The 16,960-nt window shown below is 45.2% G+C and carries 14 protein-coding genes and 5 tRNA genes; all 19 read left to right on the top strand.

All coding sequences use genetic code 11. The features are described from left to right. Nucleotides 1-58: 58 nt before the first annotated feature. The 19 genes from gspN to rpoB all read left to right on the top strand — a co-directional run bounded on the left by gspN (nucleotide 59) and on the right by rpoB (nucleotide 16,940). A complete protein-coding gene (gene gspN, locus F995_RS13210; protein WP_004647310.1) occupies nucleotides 59-802 on the top strand; it encodes a type II secretion system protein N in 744 nt (247 codons plus the stop codon). Continuing rightward, nucleotides 802-1,656, top strand: a complete 855-nt coding sequence (locus tag F995_RS13215) for a type II secretion system protein N (protein ID WP_004647311.1) — start codon at nucleotides 802-804, stop codon at nucleotides 1,654-1,656. The genes gspN and F995_RS13215 overlap by 1 nt, the downstream gene beginning before the upstream one ends. 38 nt (nucleotides 1,657-1,694) lie before the next feature. Then, nucleotides 1,695-3,959 carry a type II secretion system secretin GspD gene (gspD, locus tag F995_RS13220; protein ID WP_004647312.1) on the top strand — a complete coding sequence of 755 codons (2,265 nt, stop codon included), beginning with the start codon at nucleotides 1,695-1,697 and terminating at the stop codon, nucleotides 3,957-3,959. Nucleotides 3,960-4,021: 62 nt separating this feature from the next. Then, nucleotides 4,022-4,681, top strand: a complete 660-nt coding sequence (locus F995_RS13225; RefSeq protein ID WP_004278623.1) for an FHA domain-containing protein — start codon at nucleotides 4,022-4,024, stop codon at nucleotides 4,679-4,681. A 78-nt stretch (nucleotides 4,682-4,759) separates the two neighbouring features. After that, nucleotides 4,760-5,428, top strand: coding sequence for a phosphoglycolate phosphatase (gph, locus tag F995_RS13230; RefSeq protein ID WP_004278622.1), 669 nt, complete (start codon nucleotides 4,760-4,762; stop codon nucleotides 5,426-5,428). Between the two features lie 108 nt (nucleotides 5,429-5,536). Next, nucleotides 5,537-7,030, top strand: coding sequence for an anthranilate synthase component I (trpE, locus tag F995_RS13235; RefSeq protein ID WP_004278621.1), 1,494 nt, complete (start codon nucleotides 5,537-5,539; stop codon nucleotides 7,028-7,030). A gap of 98 nt (nucleotides 7,031-7,128) precedes the next feature. Further along, nucleotides 7,129-7,204: transfer RNA gene (locus F995_RS13240), tRNA-Thr, on the top strand. A 56-nt stretch (nucleotides 7,205-7,260) separates the two neighbouring features. Further along, a tRNA-Tyr gene (locus tag F995_RS13245) sits at nucleotides 7,261-7,344 on the top strand. Nucleotides 7,345-7,382: 38 nt separating this feature from the next. Beyond that, nucleotides 7,383-7,458 (top strand) — tRNA-Gly (locus F995_RS13250). Between the two features lie 17 nt (nucleotides 7,459-7,475). Next, nucleotides 7,476-7,550 (top strand) — tRNA-Thr (locus F995_RS13255). 151 nt (nucleotides 7,551-7,701) lie between these two features. After that, nucleotides 7,702-8,892 carry an elongation factor Tu gene (tuf, locus tag F995_RS13260; protein ID WP_004646112.1) on the top strand — a complete coding sequence of 397 codons (1,191 nt, stop codon included), beginning with the start codon at nucleotides 7,702-7,704 and terminating at the stop codon, nucleotides 8,890-8,892. A 52-nt stretch (nucleotides 8,893-8,944) separates the two neighbouring features. After that, nucleotides 8,945-9,020, top strand: a tRNA-Trp gene (locus F995_RS13265). Between the two features lie 74 nt (nucleotides 9,021-9,094). Beyond that, entirely contained in the window at nucleotides 9,095-9,535 is a 441-nt protein-coding gene (gene secE / locus F995_RS13270; protein ID WP_004278617.1) for a preprotein translocase subunit SecE, read from the top strand. Between the two features lie 7 nt (nucleotides 9,536-9,542). Beyond that, nucleotides 9,543-10,076 (top strand): transcription termination/antitermination protein NusG, encoded by a 534-nt coding sequence (nusG, locus tag F995_RS13275; protein WP_004278615.1) that lies wholly within the window; start codon nucleotides 9,543-9,545, stop codon nucleotides 10,074-10,076. 119 nt (nucleotides 10,077-10,195) lie between these two features. After that, nucleotides 10,196-10,624 (top strand): 50S ribosomal protein L11, encoded by a 429-nt coding sequence (rplK, locus tag F995_RS13280; RefSeq protein WP_004278614.1) that lies wholly within the window; start codon nucleotides 10,196-10,198, stop codon nucleotides 10,622-10,624. A 3-nt stretch (nucleotides 10,625-10,627) separates the two neighbouring features. Further along, nucleotides 10,628-11,323, top strand: coding sequence for a 50S ribosomal protein L1 (gene rplA / locus F995_RS13285; protein WP_004278613.1), 696 nt, complete (start codon nucleotides 10,628-10,630; stop codon nucleotides 11,321-11,323). 301 nt (nucleotides 11,324-11,624) lie between these two features. Next, entirely contained in the window at nucleotides 11,625-12,131 is a 507-nt protein-coding gene (rplJ, locus tag F995_RS13290; RefSeq protein ID WP_004278612.1) for a 50S ribosomal protein L10, read from the top strand. Nucleotides 12,132-12,179: 48 nt separating this feature from the next. Further along, entirely contained in the window at nucleotides 12,180-12,545 is a 366-nt protein-coding gene (gene rplL, locus F995_RS13295) for a 50S ribosomal protein L7/L12 (RefSeq protein WP_004278611.1), read from the top strand. Between the two features lie 306 nt (nucleotides 12,546-12,851). Further along, the gene (gene rpoB / locus F995_RS13300; RefSeq protein ID WP_004278610.1) at nucleotides 12,852-16,940 is read left to right on the top strand and encodes a DNA-directed RNA polymerase subunit beta; all 4,089 of its coding nucleotides are present in this window, start codon (nucleotides 12,852-12,854) and stop codon (nucleotides 16,938-16,940) included. The last annotated feature ends 20 nt before the right edge of the window (nucleotides 16,941-16,960 follow it).

The following is a 16,960-nucleotide window of genomic DNA, read 5'->3' on the forward strand; positions in this document are numbered from 1 at the left end:
GGTATAAGGGGAAAATTATAAATGGGGATTTGGACTTGAGCGATTGGTCGTGGTGGGGATGAGCAGTAAACCGAAAACTTTAAGATGGTTGATCCTTGCTCTTGTTGCATTTTTTATTTTTGTCGTATTACAAGTGCCAGCAGCCTGGTTAATTTCAAAATTTTATAAAAATAACCAGACTTTGCATAATGTAAACGGAAATATCTGGCAGGGAAGTGCGGACTGGAAAAAAGGCAATCTTCGGGGCAGTCTGAACTGGAAAGTACGGCCGCTGGATTTGCTGTTGCTGCGAGTTGGAGCACATGTGGATTTGCATAGTGGCAATACCCAGTTGTCCGGAATTATGGCCTATGGTCTGAATAAATCTTTAATTGTCAAAAATCTTGAAGGGCAGGTCGCGCCTGAAACTCTAAAAAAACTTGCAGACTGGCAATGGCCGAGTACTGCGATTCAGTTTAAAGATCTGGATTTTAAATATAAAAAAGAACAGGGCTTCAGTCAGGTGGCCGGACAAATGCAATGGGCGGGTGGTGAGCTGGTTTATACCTTTGCTCAGCGTCAGGAACGCATGAATGTACCCGCCATGACTGGAAAACTCGCAGATGAAAGCGGACAGCTGTTACTTGATGTTCGGGATAGTCGCGATCAACGTATGCTGAATATCAAGCTTGATCCGAGTCTGATGCTGGATATCCAGCTCACCCAGCGCTTTTTAATGAATGCGCCTTCTTATGAAGGTAAAGCCGGATTAGATACCTATGTGATCAGTACCCGCCAACCCTTAATGGGAGGCTTGAACTGATGGCAGTTTCTCTGAATGATTTAAAAAATATTGAACTGAAACAGATCGATCGTGCTGCACCTGTGGTTTTGTTACTGCTCATTCTGTATCTATGCTGGAAGCTGGCGGCTTTTTTCTGGTTGCTGATAGCTCCACCCCAAGCCATGCAGCTGGATCGGGTAGAACTGGGTTCGCAACAGGCACAAATTCCGAATATCGGTGCATTTTCACTGTTTCAGGAAGTTGGGCAGTCTGTGGGTGCTATTGAAACTACCAATATCATTTTACAAGGGGTGGTGGTTGCCAGTCCAAGTTATAACTCTTCTGCGGTACTGAAAATTAATGATCAGGTCGATCGTTACCGTGTCGGGGAAATGCTGGCCAATAGCGGTTTTGAGTTGGCTGAAGTGCATTGGGATCGGGTTATTTTGCGTCGATCCACAGGTGCTACTCAAGAAATCTTATTCAAAGGTCTGGAAAATGGCTTGAATCAGCCGATTGTGCCGGAAACATCAGCATCTTCAAGTTCAATGCCTGCTATGCCTTCTAATAGTGGTATGCCTGAGCAGCCTTCGCCACAGAATGAAATTGGTCGGGCCATCCAGCAGATGCAGGAAAACAAGGACCAGTATTTACAGAATATGGGGGTTAGTGCAGCAGATGGTAGTTATGAAGTAACTTCACGGACGCCGGCTGCATTGCGTAATCGCCTGGGTTTAAGACCAGGCGACCGGATTTTGTCTTTAAATGGCCAGACGCTGAGCCAGGGACAGACCGAAGCACAATTACTGGAACAGGCCCGGCGTGAAGGTCAGGTCAAACTCGAAATAAAACGTGGTGATCAGGTGATGACCATACAACAAGATTTGAAGTGATGTGTCATCACGCATAGGGTTAGGAAACACGAAAGTTTATGGCTTTATTTAATAATAATCGATCAGCATGGGCATTCTGTGTGGCCGCACCGTTAATGGCCATGGTCAGTACGGCGAGTTATGCACAAACCTGGAAAATTAACCTTCGAGATGCTGACTTAACTGCATTCATTAATGAAGTGGCCGATATTACCGGCAAAAACTTTGCAGTCGATCCGCGGGTACGTGGCAACGTAACAGTCATTTCCAATAAAGCCCTGAATAAAAATGAAGTCTATGACCTGTTTTTAGGCGTGCTAAATGTGAATGGTGTGGTGGCAATTCCTTCGGGGAATACCATCAAGCTGGTTCCGGACAGTAATGTCAAAAGCTTAGGCATTCCCTATGATGCCAGAAGTCGTGCCAGTGGTGACCAGATTGTGACCCGGGTGTTGTGGCTGGAAAATACTAATCCGAATGATCTAATTCCTGCATTACGTCCTTTAATGCCGCAGTTTGCCCATCTGGCGGCGGTGCCCGGGACGAATGCCTTAATTGTGTCGGATCGCGCCAGCAATATTTACCAGCTGGAAACCATCATTCGCAATCTGGATGGCACCGGTCAAAATGACATTGAGGCGGTAAGCTTACAATCCAGTCAGGCTGAGGAAATGATTGGACTGATCGAGTCCATGACTGCCACCGGTGGAGCTAAAGATGTCCGCGGTTCACGGGTACGGGTGATTGCAGATACTCGTACCAACCGGATCATCATCAAAGGTGATCCCACGACGCGCAAACGGGTGCGTCAAGTGATCGAAACTCTGGATGTGCCGGCTGCGGATCGTTTGGGCGGTTTAAAAGTTTTTCGTCTGAAATATGCCAGTGCCAAAAATCTTGCGGAAATCTTGCAGGGGCTGGTGAGCGGGCAGGCAGTGAACAGTAGTAATTCAAATTCAGGTAGCACAACCTCGATCTCGTCTTCACTCAGTTCCAGCAGCAATTTAAATAACAACAATACCAGTACGGGTTCGAGTAGCAACACCTCTTCAGGCATTCAGCTGAATACCGGCATGAATAATGAGCAGGGCGGAATTACCAGTTTTAATGGTAATGGCGTCAGTATTATTGCCGATACCACGCAAAATTCTCTGGTGGTGAAAGCGGATCCACAACTAATGCGAGAAATTGAATCAGCAATTGACCAGCTGGATATCCGTCGTCAACAGGTGCTGATCGAAGCCGCGATTATTGAAGTGGAAGGAACCGATGCGGATCAACTCGGTGTGCAATGGGCCTTGGGTGATATCAGCAGTGGGATTGGGCTGGTGAACTTCGATAATTTTGGGACTAGTCTGAAAAATATTGCGGCCGGTTATCTCACCGGTGGTGGTGCAGGTGCTGCAAGTGCCGTGGGCGCGGGCAGTTCACTGGTACTCGGTGATTATCGTGAAGGGAGTGATGGTTCCCGTCGTCTGTATGGTGCGATGATTCAGGCACTCAAAGAAACCACTAAATCCAACCTGTTGTCTACGCCGTCGATTGTGACCATGGACAATGAAGAAGCCTATATTGTGGTGGGTGAAAACGTACCCTTTGTGACAGGCTCAGTGTCTACAGGCGCTGCTGGAGTTGCTAATCCCTATACCACCATTGAACGTAAGGATGTCGGGGTCACTTTAAAGGTGGTTCCACATATTGGCGAAGATGGTACCGTACGCCTGGAAGTGGAACAGGAAGTTTCTGATGTCAAAGCCAGTAAAGGGCAGGCGCAGGATCTGGTTACCAGCAAGCGAGCGATCAAAACCTCAATTCTGGCCGAACATGGACAAACCATTGTGCTTGGTGGTCTGATTTCGGATAACACCAGTTATGGACGCCAAGCAGTGCCGGGTCTGGGTGCGATTCCAGGCTTGGGACGTTTATTCCGTTCTGAAGGTAAATCCAATCAGAAGCGTAACCTGCTGATTTTTATCCATCCAACCATTGTAGGCGATAAAAATGCAGTGCGTAAACTGACCCAACAACGCTATAGTCAGCTATATAGTCTGCAACTCGCACTCGATTCGGACGGGAACTTTGCCAAGCTGCCAGAAAGTGTTGAAGATGTGTATCAACAGCGAATTCCGGTATCCAGAACACCATTGCAAAACTCGACTTATCAAACTGTGCCGACCGCACCCGTTCAGGCGCAGCCAGCCAATGTAGTTGTTACGCCGGTAGCGATAGAACCAGTGATTCAGCGACAAGTGGTAGAACCCGTCCAACAGGTAGAAAAAAGTAAAAATACCGTTACAACAACCACACTTAGACCCAAAAGCTAAGTCATTCGCATTTGCAGACAGCATGTTATGATAATGTCAAAGAGAACAGAGAAGTAACTTTCATGACTTGGAAAATACACGCGATTACAGGCGACTTAACAGGACAGGAAATTAGCATTGACCGTGACATGCTGGTGGGGCGTCATCAGGCGGCAGATATCGTGTTACAGGCTGCGGAAATCTCCCGTAAACATGCGGCATTTTTACTAAAGGATGATGCGCTCTGGGTGCAGGATTTGGGTTCATCGAATGGCACTTTCGTCAATGATGTGCAGATTGCGCAAGAAACCTTATTAAAGCAGGATGACATTGTTCAGTTTGCCAGCTTGAAATTTTCAGTAATGGCGCCTGCGGCTACAGTAGAGGTTCCAGCAGAAATTGAAGCAACGGCAGAAAAAGTCGTGGAACAGGTCGAAGTCGCTGAGCCTACACCTGCACAGCAAATGAATGATCAGGGAATGCCGGAACTGAAACATCGTGATGCTACGGTACAATTAACCCGTGATGGCATGCCAACCAATGTCGGTATTCCAAAACCGGCACCTATTCCGGAAGGCGTGGACATTAATGCGGTAAAACCAGAGCCTACCCCAATTCCGGTTGAGCAGCCTGTATCACGTGTAGAACAGGAAAAAGAAACCCAGAAAAATGTATCTGTAGGTTTGATTTCAGTGATTGTGCTGATTATTTTGGCAATTATGGCTTGGTTGTTGTTCAAATAAGCTGATGATTGGTTACAATCAAGGCATGCATAGCGCATGCCTTTTTTGTGGCTGCGAATATTATAAAAGAGGGTCGGGATGTCTATTGCACAATTAGAAAAGCGCGAACTGATCTTATTCGATCTGGATGGTACCTTGGTGGATTCAGCACATGATCTGTATCGCGCCATGAATATGAGCCTGAATGTGCTGCAATTGCCTCTGGTGACCGAAGAACAGGTACGGACCTGGGTAGGCAAGGGCACGTCGATATTCTGTGAAAGTGTACTCCAGCATCTGGTCGGTGAAGTCACACCGGTACAGCATCAAGAGCTCTTAAACACTTTTCTGGATATTTATAATGTCGATCCCTGTGTTGATACCGTTCCTTTTCCGGGAATCCTGAAATTTCTGGACTGGGCCAAAGCTCAAGGTAAAACCCTGATTTGTGTGACCAATAAGCCTGAACTTCCTGCCCGCAGTATCTTAGATACCTTGGATATGGCTCATTATTTTGCCGATACCATTGGTGGTGACCGTTTTACTGAACGTAAACCGCACCCACGCCAGTTGCTGCACTGTGTTGAACATTATGGCGTAAGTAAAGAACAGGTTTTGCTTATTGGAGATTCTTCCAATGATGTCGAAGCTGCGCGCCGCGCCGGGATTGATTGTGTTGTAGTCAGCTATGGCTATAATCATGGTGAAAATATTGCAGATTGTCAGCCACAGCAGATTGTGGATGATCTTAGAGAATTACTTGCCTAATACGCGTACTAAGGAAAGAAAATGAATAGTTGTAAGGTTTTTCGATGGCGTCGCTCAGTTCAATTCTATTTACATACTGAGTAACCCTAATTTAAAGAGAAAAACCGCATGACCACTCAAGCACAATTCCAGCAACTTGCTGCGCAAGGCTATAACCTCATTCCTGTTTATCGTCAGCGTCTGGCAGATACCGATACACCACTTTCTATTTTTGCTCGGCTTAAACAGCATCAGCAGGCTTATTTATTCGAGTCTGTAGAAGGTGGTGAGAACTGGGCACGCTATTCGATTATTGGACTAGGTGAATCCACGGTATTTTCCTGCAATGCAGGCGAGTTGACGGTACAGCACGCAGATGATTCGATTGAAAAGCAGCACTGTGCGGACCCATTTCAATATATTCGCGACTTTCAGGCGCAATTTAAGGTGCCAACCCAGGCAGAATTACCGGACCTACCGAGTTTTACTGGTGGATTAGTCGGTTACTTTGGTTATGACGCGGTGCGTTATATCGAACCGAAATTAAAAAATGTGCCGGAAGCGGATCCGGTCGGCTTGCCAGATATCTGGATGATGCTCTCTAAAACAGTGATTGTCTTTGATAACCTGAAAGATACCTTGTTCTTAATTGTACATGCGGATGCCACTGCCCCGGGTTCTTATGAAAAAGCACATGAACAATTAAATGAATTGGAAAATATTCTGGCCACGCCCATCAGCCTTAAAGCTGAAAAACATACGCCGCCACATTTTGAGTCCCTCACCGGACATGACAACTTCATTGCTTCGGTCGAAAAGGTCAAAGAGTATATTCGTGCCGGTGATGTAATGCAGGTGGTGCCGGGGCACCGGATGGTCTCTGATTTCGATGGTGATCCGCTACAAGTGTATCGTGCGCTGCGTCATCTCAATCCATCACCGTATTTGTTTCTTGTGCAAGGGCAGACCTTGGAAAACAATACGCCATTCCATATTGTCGGCTCTTCTCCTGAAATTCTGTCCCGTCTGGAAAATGGTATTGCTACCGTACGACCGCTTGCGGGAACACGCCCACGCGGTAAAACCAAAGAAGAGGATCTGGCGCTTGAGGAAGACCTATTATCCGATGAAAAAGAAATTGCCGAACATGTCATGCTGATTGACTTGGGACGTAATGATGTAGGGCGTATCGCAAAAATTGGCAAAGTGCAGGTGACTGATCAAATGGTGATCGAACGTTATTCGCATGTGATGCATATTGTCTCCAATGTGCAGGGTGAAGTGCGTGATGATGTCGATGCTCTGGATGTTTTTAAAGCAACTTTCCCTGCTGGTACACTTTCAGGTGCGCCAAAAATCCGTGCCATGGAAATTATTGACGAAGTTGAGCCGGTAAAACGTGGAATTTTTGGTGGTGCTGTTGGTTATTTAGGCTGGCATGGCGAAATGGACATGTCGATTGCGATTCGTACCTGTATCATTCGCGAAAATAAGGTCTATGTGCAGGCCGGAGCAGGGCTAGTTGCCGACTCAAATCCTGAATCTGAGTGGAATGAAACCCAAATAAAAGCTCGCGCAGTGATCAAAGCGGTTGAATTATCATCAAATGGTTTGATTTTATGAGTTTTTGACGTTTTTTTTGAAAAAAACACTTGCAAGGATTCTGAGTTTTGCTAAACTGCACACCGTTCCGATACGAAACGTACGAAACACTAAGAAACGCCGGCATAGCTCAGTTGGTAGAGCAACTGACTTGTAATCAGTAGGTCCACAGTTCGAATCCGTGTGCCGGCACCATCTTAGAGGTTTGGTAGTGTGAAGTAAAGAACAGCACTGATGTAAGTGTAAAAAATGGTGAGGTTCCCGAGCGGTCAAAGGGGGCGGACTGTAACTCCGCTACGAAAGTTTCGAAGGTTCGAATCCTTCCCTCACCACCAATTTTAAGACTTCAATAAGTGGTTTGTACCAACATCGTGCGGGAGTAGCTCAGTTGGTAGAGCGGTAGCCTTCCAAGCTACATGTCGCGAGTTCGACCCTCGTCTCCCGCTCCATTGAAGTACTAATATTTGCTCTTATAGCTCAGTGGTAGAGCACTCCCTTGGTAAGGGAGAGGTCTCGAGTTCAAATCTCGATAAGAGCTCCAGATTACAGTTTAGCAACTTTGTTGCAAAGAAATTCCAAAAGCAGGCTATTTAGTCTGCTTTTCAAGTATTTGGTGTTCGGTTTTTTTTAAACGATATGTCGGAGCTGGGTTTTACTCAGAATTGTGTTCGACGTAAACGAGGAAGATTAACATGGCTAAGGCTAAGTTTGAACGTAATAAGCCACACGTTAACGTGGGCACAATTGGTCACGTTGACCATGGTAAAACAACTTTAACAGCTGCAATTGCAACTGTATGTGCGAAGAAATTCGGTGGCGAAGCGAAAGACTACGCTGCAATCGACTCTGCACCAGAAGAAAAAGCACGTGGTATTACAATTAATACTTCACACGTAGAATACGATTCTCCAACTCGTCACTACGCTCACGTGGATTGCCCGGGCCACGCCGATTATGTTAAAAACATGATTACTGGTGCTGCTCAGATGGATGGCGCGATCCTTGTATGTGCTGCGACTGATGGTCCTATGCCACAGACTCGTGAACACATCCTGCTTTCTCGTCAGGTAGGTGTACCTTACATCGTTGTATTCTTGAACAAATGCGACCTTGTAGACGATGAAGAGCTTCTTGAGCTAGTTGAAATGGAAGTTCGTGAACTTCTTTCTACTTACGACTTCCCGGGTGATGACACTCCAGTGATCCGTGGTTCTGCTCTTCTTGCGCTTAACGGTGATGACAGCCAATACGGCGAGCCAGCGGTAGTTGCGCTTGTTGAAGCACTTGACTCTTACATTCCAGAGCCAGAGCGTGCAATTGACCTTCCATTCCTTATGCCAATTGAAGACGTATTCTCAATCTCTGGTCGTGGTACAGTAGTAACTGGCCGTGTAGAGACTGGTATCGTTAAAGTAGGTGAGTCTGTAGAAATCGTTGGTATCCGTGATACTCAAACTACTACAGTAACCGGCGTAGAAATGTTCCGTAAGCTTCTTGACGAAGGTCGTGCGGGCGAGAACTGTGGCGTTCTTCTTCGTGGTACTAAGCGTGAAGACGTACAACGTGGTCAAGTATTGACTAAACCAGGTGCGATCAAGCCACACACTAAATTCGATGCGGAAGTATACGTACTTTCTAAAGAAGAAGGTGGTCGTCACACTCCATTCCTTAACGGTTACCGTCCACAGTTCTACTTCCGTACTACGGACGTAACTGGTGCGATCGCGCTTAAAGAAGGCGTGGAAATGGTTATGCCTGGTGACAACGTTGAGATGTCAGTAGAGCTAATCCACCCGATCGCAATGGACCCAGGTCTACGTTTTGCGATCCGTGAAGGTGGTCGTACAGTTGGTGCTGGTGTGGTTGCTAAAGTAACTGCATAATCATAGAATAAGACAAGCAGGTTGGAGCTTAGGCTCCAACTTGTTGTTTTGCAGGTCAGTAGTTCAATTGGTAGAGCGTCGGTCTCCAAAACCGAATGTTGGGGGTTCGAGTCCCTCCTGACCTGCCAAGTTTCTAAAAAGACGCTTGATGTCGGCAAAATTGGTCATATAATAAGTCGCGAAACCTACGACGAGTACAAAAATGTCGAATGAAAAATCACGCGACGCATTAGGCGAAGCGGCAATTCCTCAAAGAAATAATCCTGCAGTAGATGTAAGTTCTGGTTCTCCATTAGACATGGTTCTATGGGTTATCGCCTTGATTTTATTGGTTGGTGCAATGATGGTAAACCAATATTTACCAGCGTACTGGGCACCTGCGAATGATATTTGGGTGCGCGTTGGGGTGATTTTGGCTTGTATCGTTGCAGCATTCGGTTTATTATACGCCACCCATCAAGGCAAAGGCTTTATTCGTCTGCTAAAAGATGCACGAATTGAGTTGCGTCGAGTGACCTGGCCTACCAAGCAAGAGACGATGTCCACATCTTGGCAAGTTCTTGTTGTAGTCGTAATTGCATCCATCTTATTGTGGTGTTTTGACTATATTTTAGGCTGGTTAATGAAGTTTATTATCGGGTAAGAGAGCTATGAAACGTTGGTACATTATTCATGCCTATTCAGGTTATGAAAAACAAGTGATGCGTTCGCTTAATGATCGAATCCAGCGTAGCGCTGTTGCCGATAGCTTTGGTGAAGTCCTTGTTCCTACCGAAGAAGTGGTAGAAATGAAGGATGGCAAGAAGCGTAAATCAGAGCGTAAGTTCTTTCCTGGCTATGTCCTAGTCGAAATGGAAATGAACGATGATACTTGGCACATTGTTAAAGAATGTCCAAAAGTTTTAGGTTTTATTGGTGGTACGGCTGAAAAACCGGCACCGATTACGCAAAAAGAAGCAGATGCGATTCTTGCGCGTGTACGTAATACTGGTGAAGCGCCTCGTCCTAAGACGATGTTTGAACCAGGCGAAGAATTACTCGTGGTTGACGGTCCATTCACTGACTTTAAAGGTGTGGTGGAAGAAGTTCAATACGAAAAGTCACGTTTAACGCTGACCATTAATGTATTTAACCGACCAACTCAAGTTGAATTGGAATTTCGTCAAGTCGAAAAATCAGTCTAATTTGTATGGGTTGAAAACGCCTGACTTATTTATAAGTCAGGCATTGTTGTTGTAACGGTATCGTTACTTGAAATCATTGGGGAGCCTTCACCGGCGTTTGCACCCAGAGGTAATTTGAAATGGCTAAGAAGATTGACGGCTATATCAAGCTGCAAGTTCCAGCTGGTAAAGCGAATCCATCTCCACCGATTGGTCCTGCACTAGGTCAACGTGGTGTGAACATCATGGCATTCTGTAAAGAATTCAATGCTGCTACACAAAAAGTTGAAGCTGGTCTGCCAATTCCAGTCGTGATCACTGTGTACAACGACAAGTCGTTCACATTCATCATGAAAACTCCACCTGCTGCTGTTCTTCTTAAGAAAGCTGCTGGTATCCAGAAGGGTTCAGCTGTACCTAACAAAACTAAAGTTGGTAAGTTGACTCGTGCTCAAATCGAAGAAATCGCGACTACTAAAGAACCAGATTTGACTGGTGCTGATTTAGACGCACGTGTACGTACCATTGCTGGTTCTGCGCGTTCTATGGGCTTGGAAGTGGAGCTTTAAGACATGGCTAAATTAACTAAACGTCAAAAAGCGATTGTAGCTGCTGTAGAAGCACACAAAGTTTACACGCTAGAAGAAGCTGTTGCAGTTTTAGAGAGCCTTCCAGCTCCTAAATTCAAAGAATCTCTAGATATCGCGGTAAACCTAGGTGTTGATCCTCGTAAATCTGACCAGGTTGTTCGTGGTGCGACTACACTTCCTGCAGGTACTGGTAAAACTGTACGTGTAGCTGTATTCGCTCAAGGCGCTGCTGCTGAAGCTGCTAAAGCTGAAGGCGCAGACGTTGTTGGTTTCGACGATCTTGCTGAAAGCATCCAAGCGGGTAACCTTGACTTTGACGTAGTAATTGCTGCTCCAGATGCAATGCGCGTTGTAGGTAAACTTGGTACGATCCTTGGTCCACGTGGCTTAATGCCAAACCCTAAAGTGGGTACTGTAACTCCTGACGTTGCTACTGCAGTTAAAAATGCAAAAGCTGGTCAAGCACGTTACCGCGTAGACAAAGCTGGTATTATCCACGCTGCGATCGGTCAAGTAGGTTTTGAGGCTGCTGCTGTTCGTCAAAACGTTGAAGCACTTGTTGCTGACTTGAAGCGTTTGAAACCTGCTACGTCTAAAGGCGTATACATTCAAAAGATCACTTTGAGCTCAACTATGGGTCCTGGTTTGATCGTTGATGTAGCAAACGTTTCTAAATAAGTCTCGACTTATTACAGAATTTTAAAGCCCTGAGTAAAATTTGAAGCAGTGCTTCAAATTTTACGCAAGAAACGCTCCGTCGTATTTTGCAAACTTAGGCAAACTTTGAATTGATAAATGAAAATTTATCAGCGTCAAAGACCGCGGGCGAGGGGAGTTTTATGCTTCTCTCTTAATAGTCCAGCCTGCGTAGACGCGGTGGTGTGATTTGTTCATCCTCCGCGTGTGAGTCCAGTGATGGTCTTGCGAATTGGGAGTGTACTTCGCGTAAGTACATAAATCACCGTTAGGAGGTTTTACAATGGCTCTTCTTATCGAAGGCAAAAAACAGATCGTAGCTGAAGTAGCTGAAGTTGCTTCTACTGCATTTGCTGCTGTTGTTGCTGACTACCAAGGTTTGACTGTAGAGCAGTTAACTACTCTACGTGTTGAAGCGCGTAAACTTGGTGTTACTACACGTATCGTTCGTAACACTTTGGCTAAACGTGCTCTTCAAGATACTCAATTCAATATCTTGAACGACAACCTTGTTGGCCCAACAATCTTAGCTTTCTCGAATTCTGAAGACGACATGGGTGCTGCTGCACGTTTGTTCGAAGAATTCGCTAAAACTAATAAAGCATTTGAACTTAAAGCTGCTGCATTTGATGGCAAACTTTATCAAGGTGCAGAAGTTAGCGTAATCGCGAATCTTCCGAACCAAGAGAAAGCGCTTACTATGCTTGCAAACGTTCTTCAAGCTCCTATTTCGAAATTGGGCCGCTTACTTACAGCGCTTCAAGAGAAAAACGAGTCAGAAGCTGCTTAAGCTCAAACTTAAACACACATCATTCAATACCCATTTGGAGTTAATCTCATGGCTTTAACAAACGAAGAAATCCTAAACGCAGTTGCTGAAAAAACTGTTCTTGAACTTGTTGAACTTATCTCTGCTTTCGAAGAGAAATTCAATGTATCTGCTGCTGCTGTAGCTGTTGCTGCTGGTCCAGCTGCTGCTGCTGCTGAAGAACAAACTGAATTCAATGTTGAATTGACTTCTTTCGGCGCGAACAAAGTTGCTGTAATTAAAGCAGTTCGTGAAGCGACTGGCCTTGGCTTGAAAGAAGCTAAAGACATGGTTGAAGGCGCTCCTGCAGTTCTTAAAGAAGGCGTTTCGAAAGAAGAAGGCGAAGAGCTTAAGAAGAAACTTGAAGAAGCTGGTGCTACAGTTACTCTTAAGTAATTTCTTAAGGGAGCCGGTTTTTTATAATCGGCTCCAAAAATTGGCTGATGGCTCTTGGGTCATCAGCCTTTTTGCGTTACAATAATCGGCTCGATTTTTGTTTGCATGATATAAAAATCATACAAATTGAAAATAAACATAATGAACAAACGTTTACCAATATTTTTCATTAAAAAATATTGATAAGCGTTTTAATACCACTAAAAATTGCAGCATTTGTAAAGAGTGGTGGCCATATCGGCCAGCGTAATTCCTTCTGAGCCCGTTCTGCAGGCGGGCTTGGTTTACACTTTCCGAGGACTCCAGATGGCATACTCATATACCGAAAAGAAACGGATCCGTAAGAATTTTGGTAAATTGCCTAGCGTCATGGATGCTCCGTACTTGCTCGCGATTCAAGTCGACTCGTACAGAACATTCTTACAAGATGGCAAATCACCAAAAAACCGCGAAGATATCGGTCTCCAAGCCGCATTTCGTTCAGTTTTTCCTATTGAAAGTTATTCTGGCAATGCTGCTTTAGAATTTGTTGAGTATAGTCTTGGTAAGCCTGAGTTTGATGTACGCGAATGTATCCTTCGTGGCTCAACTTATGCAGCACCAATGCGTGTAAAAATTCGTTTGATCCTGAAAGATCGTGAAACGAAGTCAATTAAAGACGTACGTGAACAAGAAGTCTATATGGGCGAAATGCCATTGATGACGGATAACGGTACCTTTGTAATTAACGGTACCGAGCGTGTGATCGTGTCACAATTACACCGTTCACCAGGCGTATTCTTTGACCACGATAAAGGCAAGACTCACTCAAGTGGTAAAGTCCTTTATTCAGCGCGTATCATTCCTTACCGTGGTTCATGGTTAGACTTTGAATTCGATGCCAAAGACTTAGTCTATGTACGTATTGACCGTCGTCGTAAATTGCTTGCGACTGTGGTACTTCGTGCCTTGGGTTACAGCAACGAAAACATTCTCAACATGTTCTACGAGAAAGTACCTGTGTATCTTGACATGGGTAGCTACCAGATTGACCTGGTGCCTGAACGTCTGCGTGGCGAAATGGCACAATTTGACATCCTGGACAAGGATGGCAAAGCAATTGTTGAGCAAGGTAAACGTATCAATGCGCGTCATGTACGTCAAATGGAAGCTTCAGGTCTTGAAAAACTTGCAGTGCCAGATGAGTACCTGTATGAGCGTATCACTGCTGAAGACATCCCATTAAAAGATGGTGATGTGATTGCAGCCAATACTGTATTAAGCCATGAAATCATGGTGAAAATTGCAGAAGGCGGCGTGAAGCAGTTCAATATCCTGTTCACTAATGATATCGACCGCGGTTCATTCGTTGCAGATTCTCTACGTGCAGATACGACGAGCAATCGTGAAGAAGCATTGGTAGAAATCTACAAAGTGATGCGTCCGGGCGAGCCACCAACAAAAGAAGCTGCTGAAAACTTATTCAACAACTTGTTCTTCTCTTCTGAACGTTATGACTTGTCTCCAGTGGGTCGTATGAAGTTCAACCGTCGTTTGGGTCGTCCTTACGAAGTCGGTACAGACCAGAAGTCACGTGAGGTTGAAGGCATTCTCTCGAACGAAGATATCACTGATGTATTAAAAACATTAGTTGAAATCCGTAACGGTAAAGGTGAAGTCGACGATATCGATCACTTGGGTAACCGTCGTGTTCGTTCTGTGGGTGAAATGACAGAAAACCAATTCCGTGTAGGTCTGGTTCGTGTAGAACGTGCTGTTAAAGAACGTCTATCTCAAGCTGAAACTGACAACCTGTCTCCGCAAGATTTGATCAATGCGAAACCTGTTGCTGCTGCAATCAAAGAATTCTTTGGTTCAAGCCAGTTGTCTCAGTTTATGGATCAAAACAACCCGTTATCTGAGATTACGCACAAACGTCGTGTTTCTGCGCTTGGTCCTGGCGGTTTGACGCGTGAACGTGCAGGCTTTGAAGTACGTGACGTACATCAAACTCACTACGGTCGTGTATGTCCAATTGAAACGCCTGAAGGTCCAAACATTGGTTTGATCAACTCGCTTTCTGTTTATGCGAAATGTAACAACTTTGGTTTCCTGGAAACCCCATACCGTAAGGTTGTTGATGGTCGTGTAACAGATGAAGTTGAATACCTGTCTGCGATTGAAGAAGTAGGCACTGTGATTGCACAGGCCGATTCTGCAATGGATAAAGACGGTAACTTAACAGAAGAGTTTGTATCTGTTCGTCATCAGGGTGACTTCGTACGTATTCCTCCTGAAAAAGTAACGCATATGGATGTATCTGCTCAGCAGGTCGTATCTGTAGCAGCATCACTGATTCCATTCCTAGAACACGATGATGCCAACCGTGCATTAATGGGTTCGAACATGCAACGTCAGGCAGTTCCGACGTTGATTGCTGACAAGCCGCTTGTTGGTACCGGTATGGAAGCGAACGTAGCACATGACTCAGGTGTATGTGTGATCGCTCAGCGTGGTGGTCGTATCGAGTTTGTTGATGCGTCTCGTGTGGTTATTCGTGTGAATGAAGACGAAATGATCGCAGGTGAAGCAGGTGTAGATATCTACAACCTGATCAAATACACCCGTTCGAACCAGAACACTTGTATCAACCAGAAAGTTCTTGTGAACCTGGGCGATAAAGTAGGTCGTGGTGATGTACTGGCTGATGGTCCATCAACAGATGGCGGTGAGCTGGCATTGGGTCAAAACATGCGCGTTGCGTTTATGACCTGGAATGGTTACAACTACGAAGACTCGATCTTGTTATCTGAGCGTGTACTTCAGGAAGACCGTTTAACGTCTATTCATATCCAGGAATTGTCATGTGTTGCACGTGATACCAAACTGGGTGCGGAAGAAATCACTGCTGATATTCCGAACGTAGGTGAAGCTGCTCTGTCTAAACTGGACGAGTCAGGTATTGTTTACATCGGTGCTGAAGTAACTGCTGGGGACATCCTTGTAGGTAAAGTAACCCCTAAAGGTGAAACACAGCTTACTCCAGAAGAAAAATTGCTACGTGCAATCTTCGGTGAAAAAGCAGCTGACGTAAAAGATTCATCTTTACGCGTTCCATCAGGTACTAAAGGTACAGTCATTGACGTTCAAGTGTTTACACGTGACGGTCTTGAAAAAGACGAACGTGCTCAAGCAATTGAAAAAGCGCAATTGGATGCATACCGTAAAGACTTGAAAGAAGAATTCAAAATCTTCGAAGAAGCTGCACGTGAACGTGTAATCCGTCTACTGAATGGCCAAGAGTCGAATGGTGGCGGTACAACTAAACGTGGCGACAAACTGTCTGAAGACGTGTTGTCTGGTTTAGAGCTTGTTGATCTTCTTGAAATTCAACCAGTTGATGAAGCAATTGCTGAACGTTTAACTCAAATTCAAGTGTTCTTGAAAGAGAAGAGCTTCGAAATTGACGAGAAATTTGCTGAGAAAAAACGCAAACTTTCTACAGGCGATGAACTGACGACTGGCGTATTGAAAGTAGTTAAAGTTTATCTTGCTGTAAAACGTCGCATCCAACCGGGTGATAAGATGGCGGGTCGTCACGGTAACAAAGGTGTTGTATCAAACATCTTGCCGGTAGAAGACATGCCACATGATGCCAACGGTGTACCTGTTGATATCGTATTGAACCCGCTTGGCGTACCATCGCGTATGAACGTGGGTCAGATTCTTGAAACTCACTTGGGTATGGCGGCGAAAGGTCTTGGCGATCAAATCGACAAGATGATGAAAGAGCAACGTACTGTACTTGAGCTTCGTGATTTCCTGGACAAGATTTACAACAAAGTTGGTGGCGAACAAGAAGATCTTGATAGCTTGACTGATGAAGAAATCTTGAAACTTTCTGGCAACTTGCGTGCTGGTGTACCTTTGGCTACTCCTGTATTCGATGGTGCTGAAGAAGGTCAGATCAAAGAGTTGTTACAACTTGCAGGCCTGTCTAGTACTGGTCAGACCGTATTATATGATGGTCGTACTGGTGAGCGTTTCGATCGTCCGGTAACTGTCGGTTACATGTACATGCTGAAACTGAACCACTTGGTTGATGACAAGATGCATGCGCGTTCAACTGGTTCTTACTCTCTAGTTACGCAACAGCCGCTTGGTGGTAAAGCACAATTCGGTGGTCAGCGTTTCGGTGAGATGGAAGTCTGGGCACTAGAAGCTTACGGTGCAGCATATACGCTACAAGAAATGCTGACTGTGAAATCGGATGACGTTGAAGGCCGTACCCGTATCTACAAGAACATTGTAGATGGCAACCATTATATGGATCCGGGCATGCCTGAATCGTTCAACGTATTGACCAAAGAGATCCGTTCTTTAGGTATCAACATTGAACTGAAAAATGGTGACTAATTAGTTCCATTGAATCTCCC

This window comes from Acinetobacter sp. CIP A162 (genome assembly GCF_000367905.1).
In the GTDB taxonomy this organism is placed as follows: Bacteria; Pseudomonadota; Gammaproteobacteria; order Pseudomonadales; family Moraxellaceae; genus Acinetobacter; species Acinetobacter lwoffii.

Coding starts and splice junctions, on each gene's coding strand:
- rplK (WP_004278614.1), top strand. CDS start 10,196: ATGGCTAAGAAGATTGACGGCTATATCAAGCTGCAAGTTCCAGCTGGT.
- secE (WP_004278617.1), top strand. CDS start 9,095: ATGTCGAATGAAAAATCACGCGACGCATTAGGCGAAGCGGCAATTCCT.
- tuf (WP_004646112.1), top strand. CDS start 7,702: ATGGCTAAGGCTAAGTTTGAACGTAATAAGCCACACGTTAACGTGGGC.
- trpE (WP_004278621.1), top strand. CDS start 5,537: ATGACCACTCAAGCACAATTCCAGCAACTTGCTGCGCAAGGCTATAAC.
- F995_RS13225 (WP_004278623.1), top strand. CDS start 4,022: ATGACTTGGAAAATACACGCGATTACAGGCGACTTAACAGGACAGGAA.
- F995_RS13215 (WP_004647311.1), top strand. CDS start 802: ATGGCAGTTTCTCTGAATGATTTAAAAAATATTGAACTGAAACAGATC.
- gspD (WP_004647312.1), top strand. CDS start 1,695: ATGGCTTTATTTAATAATAATCGATCAGCATGGGCATTCTGTGTGGCC.
- rplA (WP_004278613.1), top strand. CDS start 10,628: ATGGCTAAATTAACTAAACGTCAAAAAGCGATTGTAGCTGCTGTAGAA.
- rplL (WP_004278611.1), top strand. CDS start 12,180: ATGGCTTTAACAAACGAAGAAATCCTAAACGCAGTTGCTGAAAAAACT.
- gspN (WP_004647310.1), top strand. CDS start 59: ATGAGCAGTAAACCGAAAACTTTAAGATGGTTGATCCTTGCTCTTGTT.
- nusG (WP_004278615.1), top strand. CDS start 9,543: ATGAAACGTTGGTACATTATTCATGCCTATTCAGGTTATGAAAAACAA.
- gph (WP_004278622.1), top strand. CDS start 4,760: ATGTCTATTGCACAATTAGAAAAGCGCGAACTGATCTTATTCGATCTG.
- rplJ (WP_004278612.1), top strand. CDS start 11,625: ATGGCTCTTCTTATCGAAGGCAAAAAACAGATCGTAGCTGAAGTAGCT.
- rpoB (WP_004278610.1), top strand. CDS start 12,852: ATGGCATACTCATATACCGAAAAGAAACGGATCCGTAAGAATTTTGGT.